The sequence below is a fragment of the Pontibacter korlensis genome (genome assembly GCF_000973725.1).
GTDB lineage: Bacteria > Bacteroidota > Bacteroidia > Cytophagales > Hymenobacteraceae > Pontibacter > Pontibacter korlensis.
Window position 1 is genome coordinate 3,465,001 of record NZ_CP009621.1, and the last position, 22,090, is coordinate 3,487,090.

16 protein-coding genes, 3 tRNA genes and 2 rRNA genes (1 of these 21 cut by a window edge) are annotated in these 22,090 nt (G+C 46.5%); 12 read left to right on the plus strand and 9 right to left on the minus strand.

What is annotated here, in order from left to right; genetic code table 11:
- Positions 1 to 1,297 (plus strand): 23S ribosomal RNA (locus PKOR_RS14850); it begins 1,600 nt to the left of the window's first position.
- A gap of 99 nt (positions 1,298 to 1,396) precedes the next feature.
- A 5S ribosomal RNA gene (gene rrf / locus PKOR_RS14855) occupies positions 1,397 to 1,508 on the plus strand.
- 287 nt (positions 1,509 to 1,795) lie between these two features.
- Here rrf and PKOR_RS14860 read toward each other — a convergent pair.
- Positions 1,796 to 2,797: an aldo/keto reductase gene (locus PKOR_RS14860; RefSeq protein WP_046311746.1), complete on the minus strand. Its 1,002-nt coding sequence runs from the start codon at positions 2,795 to 2,797 to the stop codon at positions 1,796 to 1,798.
- A 359-nt stretch (positions 2,798 to 3,156) separates the two neighbouring features.
- On the opposite strand from PKOR_RS14860, the gene PKOR_RS14865 reads away from it, so the two are divergent.
- The 3 genes from PKOR_RS14865 (at position 3,157) to PKOR_RS14875 (ending at position 6,502) form a co-directional block, all read left to right on the plus strand.
- Positions 3,157 to 3,396 (plus strand): hypothetical protein, encoded by a 240-nt coding sequence (locus PKOR_RS14865; RefSeq protein WP_046311748.1) that lies wholly within the window; start codon positions 3,157 to 3,159, stop codon positions 3,394 to 3,396.
- A 236-nt stretch (positions 3,397 to 3,632) separates the two neighbouring features.
- Complete coding sequence (locus PKOR_RS14870; protein ID WP_235336498.1) at positions 3,633 to 5,087, plus strand: M16 family metallopeptidase; 1,455 nt, start codon at positions 3,633 to 3,635, stop codon at positions 5,085 to 5,087.
- Positions 5,088 to 5,098: 11 nt separating this feature from the next.
- Positions 5,099 to 6,502 (plus strand): M16 family metallopeptidase, encoded by a 1,404-nt coding sequence (locus PKOR_RS14875; RefSeq protein ID WP_052738881.1) that lies wholly within the window; start codon positions 5,099 to 5,101, stop codon positions 6,500 to 6,502.
- 75 nt (positions 6,503 to 6,577) lie between these two features.
- Here PKOR_RS14875 and PKOR_RS14880 read toward each other — a convergent pair whose 3' ends face one another.
- Complete coding sequence (locus tag PKOR_RS14880; protein WP_046311749.1) at positions 6,578 to 7,897, minus strand: toxin-antitoxin system YwqK family antitoxin; 1,320 nt, start codon at positions 7,895 to 7,897, stop codon at positions 6,578 to 6,580.
- A 184-nt stretch (positions 7,898 to 8,081) separates the two neighbouring features.
- A complete protein-coding gene (locus PKOR_RS14885) occupies positions 8,082 to 9,266 on the minus strand; it encodes an acetyl-CoA C-acyltransferase (RefSeq protein WP_046311751.1) in 1,185 nt (394 codons plus the stop codon).
- Positions 9,267 to 9,568: 302 nt separating this feature from the next.
- On the opposite strand from PKOR_RS14885, the gene PKOR_RS14890 reads away from it, so the two are divergent.
- Both PKOR_RS14890 and PKOR_RS14895 read left to right on the plus strand, forming a co-directional pair.
- The gene (locus PKOR_RS14890) at positions 9,569 to 12,442 is read left to right on the plus strand and encodes an alpha/beta hydrolase family protein (RefSeq protein WP_046311753.1); all 2,874 of its coding nucleotides are present in this window, start codon (positions 9,569 to 9,571) and stop codon (positions 12,440 to 12,442) included.
- Positions 12,443 to 13,021: 579 nt separating this feature from the next.
- Complete coding sequence (locus tag PKOR_RS14895) at positions 13,022 to 15,613, plus strand: lectin-like domain-containing protein (RefSeq protein ID WP_046311755.1); 2,592 nt, start codon at positions 13,022 to 13,024, stop codon at positions 15,611 to 15,613.
- A gap of 76 nt (positions 15,614 to 15,689) precedes the next feature.
- Here PKOR_RS14895 and PKOR_RS14900 read toward each other — a convergent pair whose 3' ends face one another.
- Positions 15,690 to 16,136: a PaaI family thioesterase gene (locus PKOR_RS14900; RefSeq protein WP_046311757.1), complete on the minus strand. Its 447-nt coding sequence runs from the start codon at positions 16,134 to 16,136 to the stop codon at positions 15,690 to 15,692.
- Positions 16,137 to 16,296: 160 nt separating this feature from the next.
- On the opposite strand from PKOR_RS14900, the gene PKOR_RS14905 reads away from it, so the two are divergent.
- Entirely contained in the window at positions 16,297 to 16,689 is a 393-nt protein-coding gene (locus tag PKOR_RS14905; protein ID WP_046311758.1) for a VOC family protein, read from the plus strand.
- 208 nt (positions 16,690 to 16,897) lie between these two features.
- On the opposite strand, the gene PKOR_RS14910 is transcribed toward PKOR_RS14905, so the two are convergent.
- Complete coding sequence (locus PKOR_RS14910) at positions 16,898 to 17,536, minus strand: HD domain-containing protein (protein WP_046311759.1); 639 nt, start codon at positions 17,534 to 17,536, stop codon at positions 16,898 to 16,900.
- Positions 17,537 to 17,575: 39 nt separating this feature from the next.
- Between PKOR_RS14910 and PKOR_RS25860 the strand changes: the two genes are divergently transcribed.
- A complete protein-coding gene (locus PKOR_RS25860; protein WP_262501777.1) occupies positions 17,576 to 17,698 on the plus strand; it encodes a hypothetical protein in 123 nt (40 codons plus the stop codon).
- Between the two features lie 83 nt (positions 17,699 to 17,781).
- Here PKOR_RS25860 and PKOR_RS14915 read toward each other — a convergent pair whose 3' ends face one another.
- Both PKOR_RS14915 and PKOR_RS14920 read right to left on the minus strand, forming a co-directional pair.
- Entirely contained in the window at positions 17,782 to 18,735 is a 954-nt protein-coding gene (locus PKOR_RS14915; RefSeq protein ID WP_046311760.1) for a tetratricopeptide repeat protein, read from the minus strand.
- Positions 18,732 to 19,703 carry a VWA domain-containing protein gene (locus tag PKOR_RS14920; RefSeq protein ID WP_046314537.1) on the minus strand — a complete coding sequence of 324 codons (972 nt, stop codon included), beginning with the start codon at positions 19,701 to 19,703 and terminating at the stop codon, positions 18,732 to 18,734. The genes PKOR_RS14915 and PKOR_RS14920 overlap by 4 nt, the downstream gene beginning before the upstream one ends.
- Positions 19,704 to 20,048: 345 nt before the next feature.
- Between PKOR_RS14920 and PKOR_RS14925 the strand changes: the two genes are divergently transcribed.
- From PKOR_RS14925 to PKOR_RS14935, 3 genes are all read left to right on the plus strand, one after another.
- Positions 20,049 to 20,135: transfer RNA gene (locus PKOR_RS14925), tRNA-Ser, on the plus strand.
- 122 nt (positions 20,136 to 20,257) lie between these two features.
- Positions 20,258 to 20,331 (plus strand) — tRNA-Pro (locus PKOR_RS14930).
- A gap of 70 nt (positions 20,332 to 20,401) precedes the next feature.
- A tRNA-Arg gene (locus tag PKOR_RS14935) sits at positions 20,402 to 20,475 on the plus strand.
- Between the two features lie 140 nt (positions 20,476 to 20,615).
- Here the strand turns inward: PKOR_RS14935 and PKOR_RS14940 are convergent.
- Together PKOR_RS14940 and PKOR_RS14945 are read right to left on the minus strand one after the other, a co-directional pair.
- Entirely contained in the window at positions 20,616 to 21,509 is an 894-nt protein-coding gene (locus PKOR_RS14940; protein WP_046311762.1) for a DUF5777 family beta-barrel protein, read from the minus strand.
- A 3-nt stretch (positions 21,510 to 21,512) separates the two neighbouring features.
- Positions 21,513 to 22,082 carry a YceI family protein gene (locus PKOR_RS14945; RefSeq protein WP_046311763.1) on the minus strand — a complete coding sequence of 190 codons (570 nt, stop codon included), beginning with the start codon at positions 22,080 to 22,082 and terminating at the stop codon, positions 21,513 to 21,515.
- Between the last annotated feature and the right edge of the window lie 8 nt (positions 22,083 to 22,090).

Sequence of the window (22,090 nt, forward strand, 5' to 3'; positions counted from 1 at the left end):
GAGAAAACCCGCTAAGTGTTTGACTGCATGGCCGCCCGTACCGCAAACCGACACAGGTGGTCGAGGAGAGAATCCTAAGGTGCTCGAGTGAATCACGGCCAAGGAACTCGGCAAAATGGCCCTGTAACTTCGGGAGAAGGGGCGCTTCCTCTGGGCAACCAGAGAAGCCGCAGTGAAAAGGCCCAGGCGACTGTTTAACAAAAACACATGGCTTTGCGAAATCGAGAGATGAAGTATAAGGCCTGACACCTGCCCGGTGCCGGAAGGTTAAGAGGGGGGGTTAGCCTCTAAGGCGAAGCTCTGAATCGAAGCCCCGGTAAACGGCGGCCGTAACTATAACGGTCCTAAGGTAGCGAAATTCCTTGTCGGGTAAGTTCCGACCTGCACGAATGGTGTAACGATCTGGGCGCTGTCTCAGCCGTGAGCTCGGTGAAATTGTAGTCTCGGTGAAGATGCCGAGTACCCGCAACGGGACGGAAAGACCCCATGAACCTTTACTATAGCTTAGCATTGACGCTGGGTAACTCATGTGTAGGATAGGTTGGAGGCTGTGAAGCGGTGTCGCCAGGCATCGTGGAGCCGTCCTTGAAATACAACCCTTGAGTTGCTTGGCGCCTAACCTCATAAAGTGGGGAACAGTGCTTGGTGGGTAGTTTGACTGGGGTGGTCGCCTCCAAAACAGTAACGGAGGCTTTCAAAGGTTCCCTCAGCACGCTTGGTAACCGTGCGCAGAGCGCAATAGCATAAGGGAGCTTGACTGTGAGGCCTACAAGCCGAGCAGGGCCGAAAGGCGGATATAGTGATCCGGTGGTTCCGCATGGAAGGGCCATCGCTCAAAGGATAAAAGGTACTCTGGGGATAACAGGCTGATCTCCCCCAAGAGCTCATATCGACGGGGAGGTTTGGCACCTCGATGTCGGCTCGTCACGTCCTGGGGCTGGAGAAGGTCCCAAGGGTTCGGCTGTTCGCCGATTAAAGTGGCACGCGAGCTGGGTTCAGAACGTCGTGAGACAGTTCGGTCCCTATCTGTTGTGGGCGTAGGAGATTTGAGGGGTCCTGACCTTAGTACGAGAGGACCGGGTTGGACGAGCCTCTGGTGGACCTGTTGTGGCGCCAGCCGCAGCGCAGGGTAGCTACGCTCGGACGGGATAAGCGCTGAAAGCATCTAAGTGCGAAACCCGCCCCAAGATGAGATCTCCCTTGAAGGGCCGTCAAAGACGATGACGTTGATAGGCCGCAGGTGTAAAGTCAGAGATGGCAAAGCCGAGCGGTACTAATTGCCCGGGCGCGTCCGGTGCGGTGCACTGGCCCGCCGCTCTCGTAAATTTCCTTGCTTTTCTCTCCCCCACTTATCATGTCATAAAGCATAGAGCACGCATAGAAACCGTGCAACGATAATGGTGGCTATGGCCCCGGTGAGCACCTCTTCCCATTCCGAACAGAGCAGTTAAGCCCGGGAGCGCCGATGGTACTGGGGTCACACCCGGGAGAGTAGGTGGCCGCCAACCCCAACAAAGGGGCAGCAGGAGACAATCCCGCTGCCCCTTTTCCTTTTTATACACCCACCAGGGAAGGGAAGGGCTAGTCTGAAAGCTATATTATCCTCCCTATCCAGAGATGATTCTCTGGTTGATGGCATATAAGACTAAGGAGTGGTTTTATGTTAGTTGCTATACTTATTCAGCTTTTCTTGTTAGCTTACAAGAGCATTCCTTCAATAAGGTTCTAATAAACAACAGGGGCTGCAGCTAATAAGCTGCAGCCCCTGTTGTTGTATACTTGCTAGACTATTAAGTTAACTTACTGGAGCAGGAGTGAACTTGTCTGCAGCAGCAGTAATGGTATCAAGCTCTTCGCTAGTTAAAGTGAACTCTAAAGCTTTAGCATTATCAGCAACCTGTTGCTCATCGCGGGCACCAACCAACACACAGGCCACTCCAGGTCTGTGGATGGTCCAGTTGATTACTAGTTGTGCAAGTGTAGCGTTATGCTTTTCAGCTATAGGTCTAATCTCGTCAAGTAGTGTTTGAGTTCTGCTAATGTTTTCATCAGTGTAAAAGAGGTTACCTTCACGCGTATCGCCTTCATTGAACTGATGCCCTGGCTTGATTTTACCGGTTAGCAGTCCTCTTTGCAGCGGGCTGTAAGGTATGATACCCAAACCCCTATCAATGGCCTGAGGAACTACATCTTGCTCTATACCTCTGTTGATCATGGAGTAAGGCACTTGATTAGAAGCTAATTGAATAGTCTCTAAGGCCTCTGATACCTGCTCTACATTATAGTTGCATACACCAGCAGCTCTTACTTTGCCTTGTTCTATAAGGCGCTGTACAGCCTCAAACGTTTCGCTTATAGGCGTAGTAGCGTCAGGCCAGTGAATCTGGTACAAATCAATGTAATCAGTCTTAAGGCGGCGAAGACTGTCTTCACACTCTTGCATGATTTTCTCTCTGGAAGCCCATTTATACATTTTAAAAGGCTTACCGTCATTGTCTACAGAGTCGAAGAAGTACTCTCCCTGCTCTGTTTGCCAGTTCATGCCAAACTTCGTCAAGATTTGGTACTGCTCGCGTGGTATACCTTCCAGTGCTTTGCCCACCAACTCTTCGCTGCGGCCGAAGCCATATACTGGTGCTGTGTCTATGGTGGTTATACCTGCATCGAAAGCCGCTTTTATTGCTCTGATAGCGGCCTGCTCTTCAGCACCGCCCCACATCCATCCTCCAATTGCCCAGGCTCCAAAGGCCATAGGTGTTACCATTACGTCTGATTTACCTAATCTTCTTAGTTCCATTAGTAAGTTCTATTGTTCTTAATCTATTTACTGCAATAATGGAGTTACAACCTCTCCCAACTTAAAATGTTTACGTGATGGGGTACGTATAGGTGTATACCTGCCACTGGATTGACTGTAAAAGGGCTGTAATAGCTGAGTGTTCAAACTATTATATCATGTAAAAGATTTTGCTTGTCATCAACATATAAAGCATTTTGTTTTAGAAGTGTAGGAGGAAGTGAGCATCTTCTGTTAGTCTTACTTAGCTTGTTTAGCTTAATTCTAAATTAGGCAGCATATGGTGTGTTTACGCAACAAAGCCCTTATATGAGCAAGTATAAGTAGTATTGTTTATGTTAAATTAAACGCTACAAGTTATGGAAGCTACATGTAACCACTGCACCCATTGGGAGCAGGATCAAAATAAAGTAAAGTTGCAGAGCCAGGATTTCGGCGTATGTGATGAGTTAACTGGGCAGCATGCAATGGAGCCAGAATATGTATTACCACTGGTACACGAGGGACCTGAGGACATGAAGCCTCAGCGTTTTGAGATGATTACAGGAGCGATGTTTGGCTGTAACCACTTTAACGAGAGAAAGAATTGGGTAAAGTAAGGTACCCGTTGTTTGATAAATTATCAAGAAGGCCTTCTTGCAAACTAGCAAGAAGGCCTTCTTGGTTTAGAAGTATGTGCAGGATCAATAGATGAAGAGCTGCTTTTAGTAGGGATGGAAGTGCGGTTATTATAGTAGTATGAAATAACTGAATTTTTATTTGCATTTAATTTATAGATAATCGTAGAGTACTATATATTAAGTCAACACAACACGAAATGTAAATGTTTGAATCCATGGATGTTACTAATGTAAACGCAAACCTGCTAAGGCCGCGGCTTCTGATGCTTTTGTTAGGTTTAGGATTGCTCATAACCTCTTGTAGCCAAAAGACAATTACTTCCTCATCAGCAGAAGCGATATCTACTGCAACTACAGACTCCGCTACCGTTAACACTACTGCTTTTGAGGTACCTGTAGAGTACTACACGCTCGACAATGGTCTTAAAGTAGTGCTCTCGCCTGACCACACGGCGCCCGTAGTAACAGTTGCTGTTTATTATAATATAGGCTTTCGTATCGAACCTAAAGACCGGACAGGCTTTGCGCACCTTTTCGAGCATATGATGTTTCAGGGCTCCGAAAATCTTGGCAAGATGGAGTTTATTCAGTTGGTTCAGAAGAATGGCGGTATCCTGAACGGCAGTACACGTTTCGACTTTACAAATTACTTCGAGATAGTGCCGGCTCATAAACTGGAAACAATGCTATGGGCCGAGGCGGACCGTATGAAGGGCCTTAATATCACACAGGATAACTTAACCAACCAACAGGGTGTAGTTAAGAACGAGGTAAAGGTAAATGTACTGAACCAACCTTATGGAGGTTTCCCATGGCTTGATATGCCACAATACGCCAATAAGAACTGGTATAATGCACATAACTTTTATGGAGACCTGAAAGACCTTGACGCAGCCAACCTGGAAGATGTGCAGTCTTTCTTCAAAACCTATTACTCACCTAACAATGCAGCACTGGTGGTGGTAGGAGACTTTGATCCGGCACAGGCAAAGGAGTGGGTGCAGCAATATTTTGCAGATATTCCGTCTGCTGCCTTACCGGAGAAAGTAGACTTATCGGAACCTAGGCAGGAGAAGGAGCAGCGCTTTACTAAAGATGATAAACTGGCAAATAAGCCAGCACTAGCTTTTGCATACCACATGCCAGAACGCAATACACCTGCTTATTATGCCATGGGCTTGCTAGACCAGATTCTGCTGCAGGGGAAAGATAGCCGCCTATACCAGGCTCTTGTTCAGGAGCGTGGTTACACAGGTTCAGTAAATGGTGGCATAAATGCATACCTGGGTAACATGTTCAATTATAACGGCCCAATGCTTTGGATGGGGGACCTGGTATATGATAAGGACGTGGCGGCAGATTCTATCATCAACGTGCTGGACCAGGAGATAGCGAAACTTCAGCAGAAGGGTGTAAGCCAGGAGCAGCTAGATTTAGCTATGGTGAAGATGCGTTCCTCTTTATACGACCAGGTTAGTCAGCTTTATGGCTTTGGCAGGGCAGATTTGCTGGCAACCTTCGCCTTGTTTGATGATAACCCTTCACGCATCAATCAGTTGGAGGAGGAGTTCAGAAAGGTAACTCCGGAACTTATGCAGGAAACGATACGCCAATACCTGCGGCCAACTAACCGAACTATCCTGCTTATAAATCCACAGGCACAGATATAAAGAGCATCATCATGAAAAAGATACTTTCCATATCCCTTAGTATGTTGCTAGCTATGAGCACAAATGTTGTGCTGGCACAGAAGCAAACGCCACCGGAAGGAGGGGAGCCAAAGAACTTTACTTTACCTGCTAAACAAGAGTTTAAATTGCCTAACGGTCTGGAGGCTACTATGGTGCCTTACGGAGAAATCCCTAAGGTTACAGTAAACCTTGTGGTGCAGGCGGGTAATGTACACGAGGTGCCAAAAGAAAATGGGCTGGCCGACATAGTTGGAAAACTGATGGAACAGGGCACGGCAACCAGAAATGCATCTCAGATAGCAGAAGAGGTAGCACGTATGGGTGGCTCACTACATATAAGCATTGGACCTAACCAGACGTACATAAGTGGCGATGTTTTATCAGAATATGGGCCGGATTTGATCAGGCTGATGGCGGATATACTGAAGGAACCTGCTTTTCCGGAGTCTGAGTTGGAGCGTGTAAAAAATGACTTTAAGCGGCAGATGAACCTTGCGCGGGCACAGCCTGGTACGCAGGCGCAAATGAAATTTAGCAATGCCCTGTATGGAGATCATCCTTATGGTCGTGGCCTGCCTACCGATGCTGAAATAGATGCTTATACACTCGAGCAGGTAAGAGATTTCTACCAGAGGCAGTTTGGGGCACAACGGACAAATATTTACGTGGCTGGTAAGTTTGATGCCAGTGCTATGAAAGATGCTATCTCCTCATCACTAAGCGACTGGAGGGAAGGACCTGCTCGTCAGATACCTGTTGCCAAACCTGTAACCAAGAAAAACATGTTTGTGATTGACCGGCCAGCGGCTCCACAGTCTACCATTGTTATGGGGTTGCCTGTAGTAGACCCCTCACATCCAGATTATATGGCCTTGCGTGTTACCAACTCCTTATTGGGAGGTTCCTTCGGATCACGTATCACCAGAAACATCCGAGAGGATAAAGGGTATACGTACTCTCCATACAGCTCTTTATCTGCACGGTATAAAGTGGGGGACTGGTACCAGCAGGCTGATGTAACCACTGAACACACGGGCAATTCGCTTAAGGAAATTATGTATGAGATAGAGAGGCTGAGAAAAGAGCCCCCAACAGAAGAGGAACTGAAAGGAATAAAGAATTATGAGGCCGGACTCTTTGTGTTACGCAACTCTACACCAGGAGGAATCATCAGCCAGCTTAACTTCCTGGACCTGCACGACCTGCCAGAAACTTTCCTGACAAACCAGGTGCAGAACATACATGCTGTTACGCCCGAGCAGGTACAGCAGACAGCAAAACAGTACCTGCGGCCAAGTGATATGACTTTAGTAGTGGTAGGGGACCGTAAGCAGATTGATAAGCAACTAAAGAAATTTCAGAGTGAGCTGAAGAGTGCTCCTGTAACGCAATAACGTTCTTTCCTGAAAAGATAAAAAGCCCCACCCTATGTCAGATAAGGTGGGGCTTTTCTTTGGGATAGATACTACTTACTTCTCTTTCTCTTCCTGTATCTGGCCATTTCGGTACACTCGGGTTTTCACCACTTTACCTTCAGCGTTGTGGTACTTCCAGGTGCCAGTCTCCCGGTTATTGCGAAATTGCCCCAGCACTTCTGTTTTGCCATCTTCAAAGTAAGCTTTGTAAGGGCCGAAGCGCAGTCCATCCTTATGACTTGTCTCGGATTTTAGCTTGCCAGATGGGTAGTAGGTGAAGCTGCTACCTACAATTTTACCTTTCTCGTACGTATGCTTTTCCTGCACCTGCCCGTTTTCGTGGTAAGTGAGGCGTTCGCCTGTAAGCTTATCGTCGTTGTAATTTTCGCTGAGCTTGGTCTGCTTGCCGGGGGCGTTGAAGTATTCTTTCCAGTTGCCGTGCTTCTTCTTGTCTTTGAGCTGCTCCTCTGCCTGCAGGTTACCTGATGGATAGTAGCGCAGGGTTTTGACATTTGTGCCATTGCTGCTAGCTGTAATCTCCTCCTTCAACTTTCCATCCTCGTAGAAATACTGTGCTGTGCCACTTACTTCTCCGTTTTTGTAGGTAATGATGCTTCGCGGCTTACCGCTTTCATAGTATGACTTGGCTGGTCCATGCATTTTGCCGGCTAAGAACTGCCCCTCAGTGCTAAACTTGCCGCTGCGATAAAAGCTCTTATAGGTACCCTGCTTTTGTCCGGCTACGTTCTGTACTTCCGTCTCTACCTGACCATTGTCATAGAAGGTTTTGTAAGAACCCTGCAGCATACCGTTGGTATAGCTTGCCTCTGTTTCGAGATTACCATTAGAATAGTAAGTCTTAGCCAATCCATTCTGCTTGCCGTTTCGGTAGGTAATTTCAGATTTTACCTTACCAGATGGGTAATACTCACGCACCACTCCCTCCGGAGACCCGTTTACAAACTCTGTCTCTTTTTGTAGGGTGCCATCCGGAAAGTATATCTTGAACAGCTTGCTTTGTTGATCGTTCTCAAAGAAGCCTTCCTGCAACACTCTGCCATCGGGGCGATAGGCTTTAAATGGACCCTGCTTTACATCAAGATGATACGTGAGCTGAAGCTTTGGCTGTCCACCTGGGTAGAACTCTGTGTACACGCTGTCCTTTTTGCCTTCCACAAACTTTACCAGTGCCTCACGTTCCCCCGTAGGGTAGTAGCGGTTGTAATACCCTACTATAGCAGAGTCCGGCGTAATAAAATACTCTTCCTTTACTTGTGTAAAGCCTTCATCGTGGTAGGTGACAACCTGTTGCTGTGCCATGGCCATACCTTGTGCAAGACAAGCTGGAAACAGTAAGGCGAGGAGTTTACGCATGTTCTTATTTTATGTGATTATGCTTTAAATGTTCTGAGTGGTAATGCTATACCTGCTGCGTGTATGAACAAGCTGTTTAGCTAAAGCATTCAAATTTATACTTTTATGCAAATGTACAAGTATAAAAAAGAAGCCTTACGTGCTCAACGTAAGGCTTCCTGCAAATTATATGCCCGGCGGCACATTATAGTTTCTCGATAACGATAGAAGAGGCACCACCGCCACCGTTGCAGATACCGGTTACACCGATCTTACCTCCTTTTTTATCCAGAACGTTGCAAAGTGTGGCAAGTATACGGGCACCAGAGGCTCCCAGCGGGTGGCCAAGTGATACGGCTCCTCCGAAAACATTCACCTTGCCGCCTTCCAAGCCAAGCTTTTGGTTGTTGGCAATAGAAACTACCGAGAAGGCTTCGTTGATCTCATAGAAATCTACTTCTGATGGATCTACACCTGCGTGTTTCAGTGCTTTTGGTATAGCCAGCGATGGCGTAGTGGTAAACCAGATCGGGTCCTGCTCCGCATCGGCAAAGCCACGGATCTTAGCAATCGGCTTCACACCCAGTTCCTCTGCTTTCTCCTTGCTCATCAGTACCACTGCAGCAGCACCGTCGTTTAGGGTGGAGGCATTGGCAGCTGTAACTGTACCAGCTTTATCAAACACTGGCTTCAATCCAGGTATCTTATCAAAGTTAACTTTTCTAAACTCTTCGTCTTCAGCTACAACAATTGGGTCTTTACCGCGCTGTGGCACTTCTACGGGCACAATCTCATCCTTCAGCAAACCAGCCTCTGCAGCCTCAGCTACTTTTTTGTAGGAGCTTATGGCATACTCATCCTGCATTTCGCGCGTGATCTTTAGTTCTTTGGCCGTGTTCTCCGCTGCATTACCCATATGAAAGTCGTTGTACACATCCCAAAGGCCGTCTTTCAGCAGGCCGTCTGTCATCTGGCCGTGGCCAAGCTTGGCTCCAAAACGCGCCTTCTCGAGGTAGTAAGGCACATTGCTCATGCTCTCCATACCGCCTGCCACTATCACATCTTTATGGCCCAGCATAATAGCCTGCGCTGCGAACATGATGGCTTTCGAACCTGAGGCACAAACTTTATTGACAGTAGTACACTCCACCTCATGGCCTAATCCGGCAAAGATAGCTGCCTGGCGAGCAGGAGCTTGGCCAAGGTTGGCAGAGATTACGTTACCCATAATCACTTCCTGCACCTGGCTTTTATCTACGCCGGCTTTTTCCAGAGCTCCTTTTATGGCAGCAGCACCAAGCTGTGTAGCTGAAAGGCTAGCCAGGGCTCCACCAAATGAGCCGATTGGAGTACGAACTGCTGAGATAATATATACTTCTTTTACTTGCATAGTTTTGATGTTTTTGTTGGGTTACGTTGTGAAGTTACAGGGATTTGGTCTCAAAACCAAACGAGCGTTAGCTTTGCAAACAGCTCCTTATCATCTAACAAGTTGTCGAGCATCAGGAGTGATTATGATAGGTGTTGAAGGCAAAACGCGCATGTTTTTGGAGTTGTTAAACACATAGGTTTAAAGGTAATTTTAAACCACACCCGCCTATACGAGTCTAATCCTTCAGCGGCTGCACTCTTGCAGATTATGCTTAATTTTGATTTTTTCACTTACCTAATAACCAATCTGTTTCACCCGAAATGAAGAAACTTTTATGCCTGGCTGTTGTCTTTAGTGCCGCTCTGCTTCAGGCAGAGGCACAAGAGCAAACAGCTAAAAAAACACTTACCCACGACGTATACGACAGCTGGAAAGGCCTTGCAGGAGATAAAATCTCTAATAACGGCAAGTATGTGCTTTACAACATCGATCCTCAGGAGGGAGACGGTGATTTATACATTCGCAACATGGTAAATAATGCCATTGCCAAGTATAACCGTGGTTCCAAAGCCAGCTTTACAAACGATAACGAGTTTGCCGTCTTCCAGATTAAGCCGGAGCACCAGAAGGTACGGGCTCTGAAACTGAAAAAGAAGAAGGGCGATGATTTACCAAAGGACTCCTTGGCTATAGTGAATCTTCAGGATATGAGTGTGGTAAAAGTGCCGCGCGTAAAATCCTACAAGTTGCCAAAAGAGGGCAGTGGTTGGGTAGCCTATCATCTTGAGAAGCCGTTGGCTGAAAAGAAAGAGGATAAAAAGAGTGATGCGGTAGAAGGTGAAAAGAAAGCCGATGCGAAAAAGAAGTCACCAAAGAAAAACAAAGACGCCAAAGGCACAGAGCTGGTACTGCGCAATCTGAGAACAGGGCAGGAGCAGCGCTTCTCACGTGTTACGGATTACATCTTCTCAGAGCAGGGCAACATGCTATACTTCGTGAAGGATGAGCTAGACTCGCTGCACCGTGCTGGTGTTTTTGCTTTCAGCACCGCCGAAATGAAGGAAATGCCTATAGATACAGGTAGAGTTACCTACAAAGGTATAAGTGCGGATAAGGCCGGAGAACAATTGGCCTACGTAGCATCAGCCGATACTGTAGGGGCAGACATCCGCTATTTCAGCCTGAACTACTGGAACACCAAAACACGCAGGAACCAAGTGCTGGCTGATACCTTGGCGAAAGGCATGCCGCAGAACTGGATGGTTAGCGAGCACGGCAACCTCTCTTTCTCCGAAGATGGTAAGCGCCTGTTTTTCGGCACCTTTCCGCGCCCGGTGCGCTACGAGAAAGATACTACGCAGCTAGAGGAAGACAAGGTAAGCCTGGACATATGGACTTACAAGGATCCGCTTATTCAGCCGATGCAGCTTAAGCAAAATGATCGCACACTGAAGCGCTCCTTCCTGGCTATGTATGATTTGAAGAATGGCAGTATGCAGCAGTTGGCTACACTGGAGATGCCCGATGTATACTTGGATGCTTATAAAACTGGTGATGTGGCTTTAGGTGTGAGCGACGAGAAGTATAAAATCACCATTGGTTATGATACGCCAACCCGCAAAGATGCTTACCTCATCGACCTGAAGAAGGGCACTACCAAGCAGATATTGACAGGCACCAGGGGCAATCCTCGTGTGTCGCCTATGGGCAAGTATGTGTATTGGTATGAACCAATGGATAGCAGCTGGCATGCTATGAGTACCAGGGGAGGAGACAATATCAATCTGACAAAACAGATAGGGGTACCGTTTTATGAGGAGTTCAACGACATGCCGGTATTGCCTGACGATTATGGATTGGCAGGTTGGGTAGAGAATGATGCTCTGCTTTTAGTATACGACCAGCACGACATCTGGAAATTAGATCCCGCAGGAAAGAGAGCAGCTGTTAACCTTACTGATAAGTATGGCCGCCAAAATAACCTGCGTCTACGCTACGAGAAGCTGGACAGCGAGCAGAAATTTATTCCTGCCAATGCAGAGCTGTACTTGAGCGGCTTCAACCTCTCTACCAAGGCCGATGGCTACTATAAGGATTACCTAAATAAAGAGGTGAAACCAGAGAAGCTTGTTAGCTCTGACCACGCCTACTCTTCATTAAGTAAGGCTAAAAACAGCACCCTTGTAACCTTCCGCCGTGGAGACTACCGCAACTACAACGACCTTTATGCTTCCAGCCTGAGTTTTGCTAATGTGCAGCAGTTAACCGATGCTAACCCACAGGCTTCAGAGTATAAGTGGGGAACAGTAGAACTAGTAGAGTGGAAGTCTACAGACGGTATACCGCTACAAGGGCTGTTGTACAAGCCAGAGAACTTCGACCCAACAAAGAAGTACCCAATGATGGTGTATTTCTACGAGCGTTCTTCGGATCGCATGCACGCCCACCGTACACCTGCTCCAAGCGCCTCTACTATTAACATCCCGCTGTTTGTCAGCAACGATTACTTAGTGTTCGTACCGGATATAGTGTATCAGAACGGCTACCCGGGCGAGAGCGCCATGGATTGCATCATACCTGGTGTACAGATGCTGGTGCAGCAGGGATTTGTGGATGATAAGAACATGGCATTGCAGGGCCAGAGCTGGGGCGGCTATCAGATTGCTTATATGGTTACCCGCACTAACCTGTTTAAAGCAGCCATGGCTGGTGCCCCTGTGTCTAACATGACGAGTGCCTATGGTGGTATTCGCTGGGGTACGGGTTTGAGCCGACAGTTCCAGTATGAGCGCACACAGAGCCGTATTGGTGGTACACTGTGGGAAAAACCGATGCAGTTTATTGAGAATTCGCCCCTGTTCTTTGCTGATCGCGTGCAGACACCACTACTGATCATGCATAACGACAACGACGGCGCTGTGCCGTGGTATCAGGGCATCGAGTACTTTATGGCGCTTCGTCGTCTGAACAAGCCTGTTTGGATGCTGGTGTATAATGGGGAGGAGCACAACCTGATGCAGCGCAAGAACCGCAAAGACCTTTCGATGCGCATGTCGCAGTTCTTCGACCATTACCTGAAAGGAGCCCCGGCTCCGGTTTGGATGGAGCAGGGTGTGCCATCGGTTGTAAAGGGTAAGGATTATGGTTTGGAACTGGTTGGCAAACCAGAGGTAGCCAGAGAGCTAGAAGACTAGTAGCTACTACACGTTTAATTTTTATGAGAGGGAGCAGGTATATTACCTGCTCCCTCTTTCTTTTAGTAGTAACTAAAATGTTACTACTACATCAGAGAGCTTAATTTACAAGTTGCACATGATTGTTTAATATTTTAAATAGTGTTTAAACATGAGTAAATATATTTATGAAATATGTCAATTTAAACTGTGCAATAAAAACTGTAATCATGATTGATTCAGGATCTTTTTGTATTGATGTTATGAGTTTAAACGGATCTACTTGTTATCATACAATACAAAGAACAAGAATGATTAATGTAGGCGATGGATAAAGATTATAAAATTTCACTAATATTTTTTGTTATTTAATATTAGAATCTCTTTTTATTTAAATATATGTGTTTATATTTGAAATGTGTACTATAATAGTACTGATAAAACCTGCCTAAACACTATATAAGTATGCCTAAACAAGCTAATTCTCGCCCTTCTACTTTTAGCTCTGATGCCCTCATACATTGTGTATTGTCATCTAACAGAGAACAATGTTACACCAAAGAAGACTATCGTTCAAATTGTCCTGGATATAAAACATATGTGTTTCTGTTATGCTTTGTTCTAGGAATCGTTAGTCTTGCTGCTACTCCTGCACTTGCCCAGACAATAACCCAATCCCCAACAGGTACAGTTTGTCCGGGCACAGTAGTTACTTTCACTTTTACCCCTCCTGCAAATACTGAAAGTGTTCAATGGCAGGAAAGAGCAGCAGGTGCAGCTTTCCCTACTAATATTGATGGAGAAACAGGCTATACTTATTCTTTCCCTGCAGAAACAATAGATAATGGGAAAAGATATAGCGTTCTATATACAAGAAGAAGTGGACTTCTGGGCTTACCCTATAATACTCAAAGCGAAGAAATAACACTTGTTGTTAATGCACCAGCAGCACCTTCCGTTTCACACGGCTCACGCCAGGGTGAAGGCCCCGTTACATTGGCAGCTTCTGGTACTCCAACTGGAGGCAGCTACCGCTGGTATAAGGTTGCATCAGGAGGTAGCCCTGATATTGAACAGACAGGTGCAGTCTATACAACAGAAAGTATAAGTACTACTACTTCATACTGGGTATCTGCAGTGAGTGCTCAAGGCTGTGAGGGGCCTAGAACCGAGGTAAAAGCAACTATCTATGCGGAAGAGTTCAAGGTAAACAACGATGCGGTTGCTGATGGGAGTTGTTACACACTAACCCCAGATGCACAGAATAGCAAAGGCGAAATATGGCGGACTACTCCGGTTGACCTGAACAAATCTTTTGATATAAGCTTTACAGCTAATTTCGGTAGTAATGCGGCTGGTGCCGACGGTATCGCTTTTGGTTTTCAGCGACAGTCCCCTGACCCAATGTATGCGGAAGGCAGAGACGGAGAGGCCCTAGGGTTTGGTGGTATTTCTCCCTCTGTTGTTGTAGAGTTTGATACTTATAGAAACACAGGTGAGCCTGACTATGACCACGTTGCTGTTTTCCTGAATGGCAACCAAAATGCCCCTGAGACAGGTACGCAGGCACAAATGAGTAACACCCAAACTAATGTTAAAGACGGTAAAATCCATACTGTTAGAATTAACTGGACTAAAGAATTAAATAAAATAGAGGTTTTCTTTGACGGGGTAAAAAGAACGGAGTATACCGCAGATATCATCAATACCGTCTTTGGAGGAAATCCTATAGTTTACTTTGGCTTTACGGCAAGTACGGGGGATTTAACTAATGTGCAAACGGTGTGCGATATAGAGTATAACAGAGACACGGATAAGGATGGCGTACTGGACAGGCTGGATGAGGATGATGATAACGACGGCATCCTGGATATAGTGGAAGGTGAAGGTGATAAAGACGGTGATGGTATTCCAAACTCTCTTGATTTGGACTCCGATGGCGATGGTATTTTGGATGCTGTAGAGGCTAACAATGGTATAGTGCCTTCAACTGGGTTCAGTTTAGATTTAGGTCATTATACATCGGCTGATGCGAATGGCAGGGTTACAGGCTTAACTGATTCGGTTACGAATCCGGATACGGATGGAGACGGCTTAAAAGATTACCTTGACATAGATTCAGACAACGACGGTATCAGGGACAATATTGAAGCGCAGCCAACTGTTGGGCGTAAAATGGCAAATGGTCTAGACATTAATCGTAATGGTGTAGACGATGCGTATGACAGTTCTGCAGGTGGTACTGCTTTGAGACCAGTTAATACAGATGGAGATCGTGCTCCTGATTACTTAGACATGGATAGCGATGGTGATCTGATGACAGACTTGGAGGAAGCTCATGATCTCAATAATGATGGAAAGTCTTTAGACGATTTTCTAGAGATAGCACAGCGCTTCAGACAAAGAGCAAATACTGCCTCCTCTAGTGCAGCATCCTTCTATCCAGAGCCAGCGGAAGGTCAAACTGTGCCTGCGTGGCTGGAGCAAGAAGGAGAGCAAACCCGCGTACTTAATTTTCAGACTTATAACAACACTCATTACCACGACTCTGACTCTGATGGTTTGATAGATTTGTTTGACTCAGACAGCTTTGGAGAAGAGCCTCAGGTGCATAACAATGCATACAGAGAAGTAGGCGAAATAACACCACTTCCGGTAACCTTAGTTGCTTTCACAGCCCAAGTACAGGGAAGGGATGTGCTGCTAAAATGGTCCACAGCATCAGAGATAACGAATGATTATTTTGCTGTAGAACGTAGCTCCGATGGTAGAAGCTTTGAGGAAATAGCAAGGGTAAAAGGTGCTGGAAACAGTAATGTAGAGCAAAGTTATTCATTGCGCGACAGAAAAGCACCGGCAGGAATCCAGTACTATCGCCTGAAGCAGGTTGATTTTGATGGAGACTATGAGTTTAGTAAAGTTGTGGCAGTGCATGTGCAGGAGGTTACCACTCCACTAGTCACGCTGTTTCCAAACCCATCCATAGGCGCTCTTAACCTTGATATGACTGCCCTGCCTGAAAATACTTACCAGGTAAGTATAATCGGACTAGGCGGACGTGTAGTCATGCAAACCATCTCATATGGAGGGAATGTTGAAAAGCTGGATGTGTCTGGCTTGCCAAAAGGTAAGTATGTCCTGCGGGTACAAGGAGAGAGTTTTGTGAAAACAGTAAACTTTATCAAGCAGTAGCTCCTAACCCAATAACAAAGAAGAAGCCCCTGTCAAACAACAGGGGCTTCTTCTTTATACTTAACTTTTTCTACATCTATAACGGATAGCTGTACCCCTGCAGGCTTTCTAAGGGTTGATTGGTGCGTACAAACTGCCCTGTACCGAAGGCTACCTCCTTGCCACGCTCGTTGTACAAGGTGGCCTCGGCTATAAAGAGGTTTTTGCTTTGGGATCGGAGAGTGCCTATGGCCTTAACAGAACCGCTATTAACTGGCCGCAGTAAGTTCAGTTGAAACGAGGAGGTGACGATGAAAACATCGCGTACTACAGAGGCTACAGCAAAGTAAGAGGCATCGTCGAGTAGCTTAAAGTATACTGCACCATGTATGGCGTTTGCCCCGTGGAAATATTTCTCCTGCACTGGCAATGTGATTTCTGCACGGCTGTGGCTAACTGAAATGCTGCTGCCATCAAACAGTTCCTGTACTTTTGCCTGGTGGTACAGACGCTCCAGCCTTCTAAAATGTTCTTCGTGTTGCATAGAGCAAGTATAGGTATAATTTGTCTAAACGAGTAACTAGAGGGAACCTATAGGATCAGGTGCAGTTTTATCCGATTGTTTATATTTACCAAGGTACTAATAAGTCACCTTTTCACTACCAAGCTAAACATTCACTGCAGACAAAACTAAATCTGTCACAATGGTATCATACAAGTATGGCGTGGGCATAAGCCACCTGGAGTTTTGGGTAAAAAACCTGGAAGAGTCTCTGGCATTTTACAGTCAGCTCTTTCCGATGATAGGCTGGTATGAATTAACAAAGACCTCCTACAGCTGCGGAACTCATGAAATATATTTCAAGGAGGTGCCAGTGTTGCTACACGACAGCTTAGGTGTTCGCCACATCTGCTTTCATGCTAATACTCGTGAGATGGTGAACACAGTAGGAGAGTGGTTACAGCAAATACAGGGCGACATTATACGTGGTCCTAAGCCTATGCCGGAATACACAGAGCAGTATTATACTGTGGATTTTCGTGACCCAAACGGCTTTGTGCTGGAAGTTGCCTATGCTCCTGATATGAGATTGTAGAAAAAGCAGGTTGTGGTGCTAGAGCTTGAAGAGCCGTAGCTATTTGAATTTCCAAATAGCTACGGCTCTTCAAGCTTCTTATTTTGTAGCAGCGAAGTCTGTGGTATGAAGGCACTAAGTGCTAGAGCGTTTTTAGAATGAGCACACTCAAATCACATTCTAGCAGCCAAGAAGTGGATCAACCAAATTGTTTATGCTACAGCAGCTGTTACACCTGAACAGTAAATTTAGATATCATGCGCTCCTTTACGGCAGCTACATTTATACCTGCAGCTTGCATTTTCTTTACTGCCATTTCTTCAATCAACTCTTTAAGCTGCTGAAGGCAGGAGTCAAATTCAGTATGGCGGCCCATCAGGAAAACAAACTCCTGCTCAATCTCTAGCCAGGTATTCATATCAGCATGGTTGTGCTGTATCTGAACCTCCAGTTTATCAAGTGCATTGGCAACGCGTGCTTCGTAGGTAAGCTTATCCTCGAACTCGTGCCAAAGTTCATACACATGCTGCCCTATGCCACTGTCTAGTTTATCACGCAGATTTTCAATAGCCTTTAGCTCCTTTTGGCGCTTCAGCTCTCGCTGTGCTACGGTTTTTATCTCGAATGCAGGAACATCTCCAGCCTCGGCTTCTACAAGGTCATGCACAATCACCATTTTCAGGGTGCGGGCTACATCAATCTCATGGTCCAGGTAAGGCTCTAGCAAAACTACCATCAGCGACATGCGCCAGGTATGTTCTGCTACGCTTTCCTGTCTTCCATTGGAAAGCCAGCTATGGCGCATTTCATACTTCAGCTTTTCAGCCAGTTGTAGTACATCAAGTACACGTAGTAGTTCTTCTTTCATCTTCTCTTTAATAACTTGTGGCGCCTATGCCTACAGGTTATGCCATTTATAACTGCATGTGCTGTAAGCAACTACAAAGGTATAAAATTCATCAATCATACTAAGAGTGAGGAGAAGCTGCCAAAGCCTATTAAGCAGGATATTCAGACGAAATACCTGTAGGAGGAAGTAAATGGCACCACCTGCAAGGCAGAAAACAGCAAGGTACTAGAGCGCCTGTCATACTTAAAATTCTTTGCAGCTTTCTACCAATCGGGTTTGCTGCGGTCTGGTTGGCGGGTTGGTTTTTTAGGGAGCTGTTGTATGTACTGCAGCTCAGCATTTCGCATGGCATCGAGCAGAATTTTAGCTTTTTCAGGGCTAATATTTGCCTGCCTTAACCTGGCGCGACGCATCTGAGCACGCTGATCCTCATCAGAAAGGGGCTCTGAGCTTTGAGGACGCTGTTGCCTACTAGGGTCGAAGAGGCTGTTTAGCAGCTGCCCCTGCTCGTCTCCTTGTGTGTCTCCGGCACTTTGTTCACGCTCTTTACTTCCCTGCTCCTGATCCTTGGTGCCTCCTGTCTGTTGCTGTTTCTGCCCATTCTGGTCGGGTTCAGGTGTTTCTGTTTCCTGTTGCTCGCCCTCCGGATCGGGGTTTTGTTTAGGTTTAGGCTCCAGGTTTTCCTCGGCTGGAGGTGGACTCTGAAGGCTATCCTGCTCGCTAGGGAGTTCATCTTCGGCTACGTTTTCTTTCTGCTTTTCAGGTTCTGTGACTTCAGGATGAAGTTCCAGGTACTTTTTCAGGAGCTCATAGTTGTAGCGGGCAGCATCGTTTTCCGGTTCAATAACCAAGGACTGCTTGTATAAAGCGAGCGCCCTTTTATACCTCTTTTGCTTTGTAAAGATATTACCCAACTGCAGGTGTGCCAAGGCACGAAGACGTGCTGTAGGGTGATCTGCCAGGTACTGGTAAGCTGCTGTGGCCTGTGGCAGGAGACCAGCCTGATAGTAAGAGTGCGCAAGGTTCAGGCGTAGCTGGTCATCTTCTACCTCTAAGTCATCAATAAGATACTCGTAAGAGGCGATTGCTTCTATATAATCGGCCCTGTTGTATGCAACAGCAGCCTGCTGGGCATGCTGGTTTATGCGGGTTATAACCGAAATTCCGCCGCTAAAGATGCTGATGAGCAATATAGCCAGAGACAGCGCAGCCTTCATATACGGATAAGTTTAACAGTGATCAAAATATCCAGTATAATCAGCAAGAGAGCCAGTGCCAGAGGGTATACATACTTGTTGGCGGTAACGTCAACGGTTTTGCTTTCGCGTAGCTCGCCTTCTATTTTATTAATGGAGCTGATTAGTTTACTTACCTCGCTCACACGATCATTTACTTCAAAGTATGCTCCACCGGTAAGCTCAGCTAATTGCACCAGTGGTTCTGGCTTGAGGGTAGTAAGTACCTCTTTTCCTTCATGGTCAATCTTATAACCATTGCCTTCTGGTATGCGGCTGCCTTGCGTGGTGCCAATACCAAGCGTATACACACGTATATTTTCTTCCTGAAGCTGATGAGCTAACTGGCTTACATCTTCTCCAAAATCTTCGCCATCACTAATAAGCACAAGCACCCGGGCCTTCTGTTCCTCTTCCTGGCTCTTTGACTTTTGCTGCAGTTTCTCCAGCGCCAGACGCATCACAGGTGCATAGTTTGTGCCTGAGTAGGGCAGAAGGCTTGTGCGAAGTGTTTGGGTATACAGCTGCAGTGCATTCTGATCAAATGTGAGGGGGCTTTGGACATATGCCTCATCCGAAAAGATGATCAAGCCAATACGATCCGAATTGAAACGGCTTATAAGGCGCAGTATCTCACGTTTTGCTTTCTCCAGGCGCGAGGGTTGTACATCGGTAGCGTCCATCGACTTGGAAAGATCAACGGCAATATATAAGTCTTTACCTATCGTACGAATTTCCTTCTTCATAGCGCCAAAGGAGGGGCCAAGTATAGCAATCACTAAGAGGAGAAGGTAAAGGTGGCGCAGCAAAAATTTAATCCACACCCCGTGCGGGCGCTGCTTAAAGAATTGGGCTACCCTGCGTACGCGCAATAAATAGCCAATGTACAGCACAAAAAAAATTGCACCGAACAAAATCTCCAGCAAAGTAAGGGTCTGATACCAGGTCATTGAAAAAAGATTGGCTAGCGCTGGTCTAAAGATTAAGCCGGAACTGCCAGTTACAAATATACTAAACACTGCCATACCTGGTATGCTCAGCTGTAAAGCATCAGCATAGTTTCTGTGGGAAAGAAGGAAATGGCAGGCTACATTACATGTTTAAGATAGGAGAGGGTGTAGGAGCTAAAATTTTTTTGATTTTTTTTAACTAAAACAAGCTCTGCTGTATCAGTGAGTTAGCTTTTTATTTGGCGGGAAAGGTAAATTGTTTGGCGGGAATTTTCGAGGAAGGTATTGCGTTGTAAAAGTTCATGTAGTATGTTTGCAATCTCTTAAGCAGTAAGAGAAACACACGGAGAGGTGGGTGAGTGGCTTAAACCAGCAGTTTGCTAAACTGCCGTACTCGTAAGGGTACCGGGGGTTCGAATCCCCCCTTCTCCGCTGTAAGATGAAGATGAAAAAGTTTCAAAAAAGGTTTTGCGAAACAAAAAAACTTCACTTACCTTTGCATCGCAATAAGATAAGGCAGCTGAAAAGTTGTTAATCCGAAAGCGAAAATAGTTCGGGGTGTAGCGTAGCCCGGTATCGCGCCACATTTGGGATGTGGAGGTCGTAGGTTCGAATCCTGCCACCCCGACTAAAAAATTTCGGAAGAGATTCCGAAATTTTTTGTTTAAGGGTAGAGCGTTAGCTCTCTTTAAAACGATGGTCTCGTAGCTCAGCTGGATAGAGCAACTGCCTTCTAAGCAGTAGGTCTTTGGTTCGAATCCAAACGGGATCACAAAAAGCCTCTATACGTGCAGTATAGAGGCTTTTTTGTTTTGCCTATCCGACGCGTCTTTCCAGTTCGTTCAGCTGGTTTAATTTCTTCCTGGTGTCCTAATATTGTTGTGCACCTCCAGCCGATTGGGCTTTATCCTATTACCACTGCTTTTCCTCCTTCAAATCAAACACACGGGAGATGTTAAAGCCAAAGTAAATGTCTCCGTTAGACCAGTAGCCCGTGTTCTGTGGCACGAAGAATTTCTCAACCATGCCCTGTGCGTTGGTAAGGATGAGCTGGAACACGTGTCCACCAGTCTCAATGTCGAAACCTAAGGAGAGGGCATTTCGGAAATCCTCACGTGTCTGGTCGGAAAGCAGGTAGTAATATTCTGCGTTAATGGAAGTCCTGCTGGTGAGCTTGATACGGCCGCCGACTCCCAAGGCATACACATTGTTCTCCTCAGTGCGGGTGAGCACCAGGTTGCGGTGCACCAGCGTAGGGGAGAGTTGGAGTGAGAGCCGATCTGAAAATTTCCGTGCTAGCAGCGCCTGGTATGTATAGGTGAGCCGGTGCTCGAAATCAAAGTTATGCTCACCCTCCGGCCACCTAAGCGAGCGCACGGCGGTGCTGGTAAATATTGTGAGTGTTAGGGGCATCACACGGCCTGCGCCTTCCTGCTGCTGCAGGAGCTTGTACTTCAGAAAACCGTCGAAGGTCTTCTCCAGTGAACTCCGCCCGATGCCTACGGTCAACCTATCGGTAAGGCCATACTCCAGCCCCAGTCGGATAATGGCCTGGTCGAGCCCAAAGAATTCGTAGGCGCCGCTGTTGAGGGTGCCAAATCGGTGGGAAATAAGAAAAAGCAGTTCGCCCTCGCCATTGGTTTCTACGGAATGCCCATTGGCAAGGCGTGTGGCCTTAAAGGTGCCCGTTACCAAGTTAGTGGTAGCGCTGTCACTGTTTACTACCACCTCCAGCAAGTCATCCTGTGCCTGTGCCGCATTCAGAATCAAGTAGCCTATGCCTATCAGAAAGTACTTTTTAAACATAGCTTAAAGGCTGTTGCCCTTTAATGGTTCGTAAACTATATCCACTGTGATGTCAATGCGCCTGGCGATATTGTTTCGCACCAGCCGTGGTATCTTAATATCAAATTCCTGGGGTGTAACAGAGAAGGTGGATCTGCCGAGCAGTTGCCCCGCCTTTACTTCCAGCACCCCCACCGTGTCTATGGCTTTGTCTTTTCCGTGGATGTTGAGCACCCCCGTCACCCGCACCTTATAGGCTGCTTCTTTGTTCAGGTCAACAGTCTTGATGTTAGTAACCTTTCCTTTGAAGGTGGCTTTCGGGTATTTGTCAGACTCCACATAGTTCTCATTAAAATGGGTTTGCATCAGGGACTTTCGGAACTGGAATTGCTTCATCGGTACGGAAAACGCCATCTCTCCCGTGCCCATGTCAAGAATTGATACCACCTTCCGGTTATGCGCCTCAATATCTTCCAGGGGAGCGTCTGAAAAGAACCAGATATGGCCGGTTTTGGTAAAGAACCTGCCTTGTGCCAGCGTATCAGCATAGCTGAAGAGGAGCAGTGGACAAATAAGTATGATAATCCGTTTCATGATCAGAA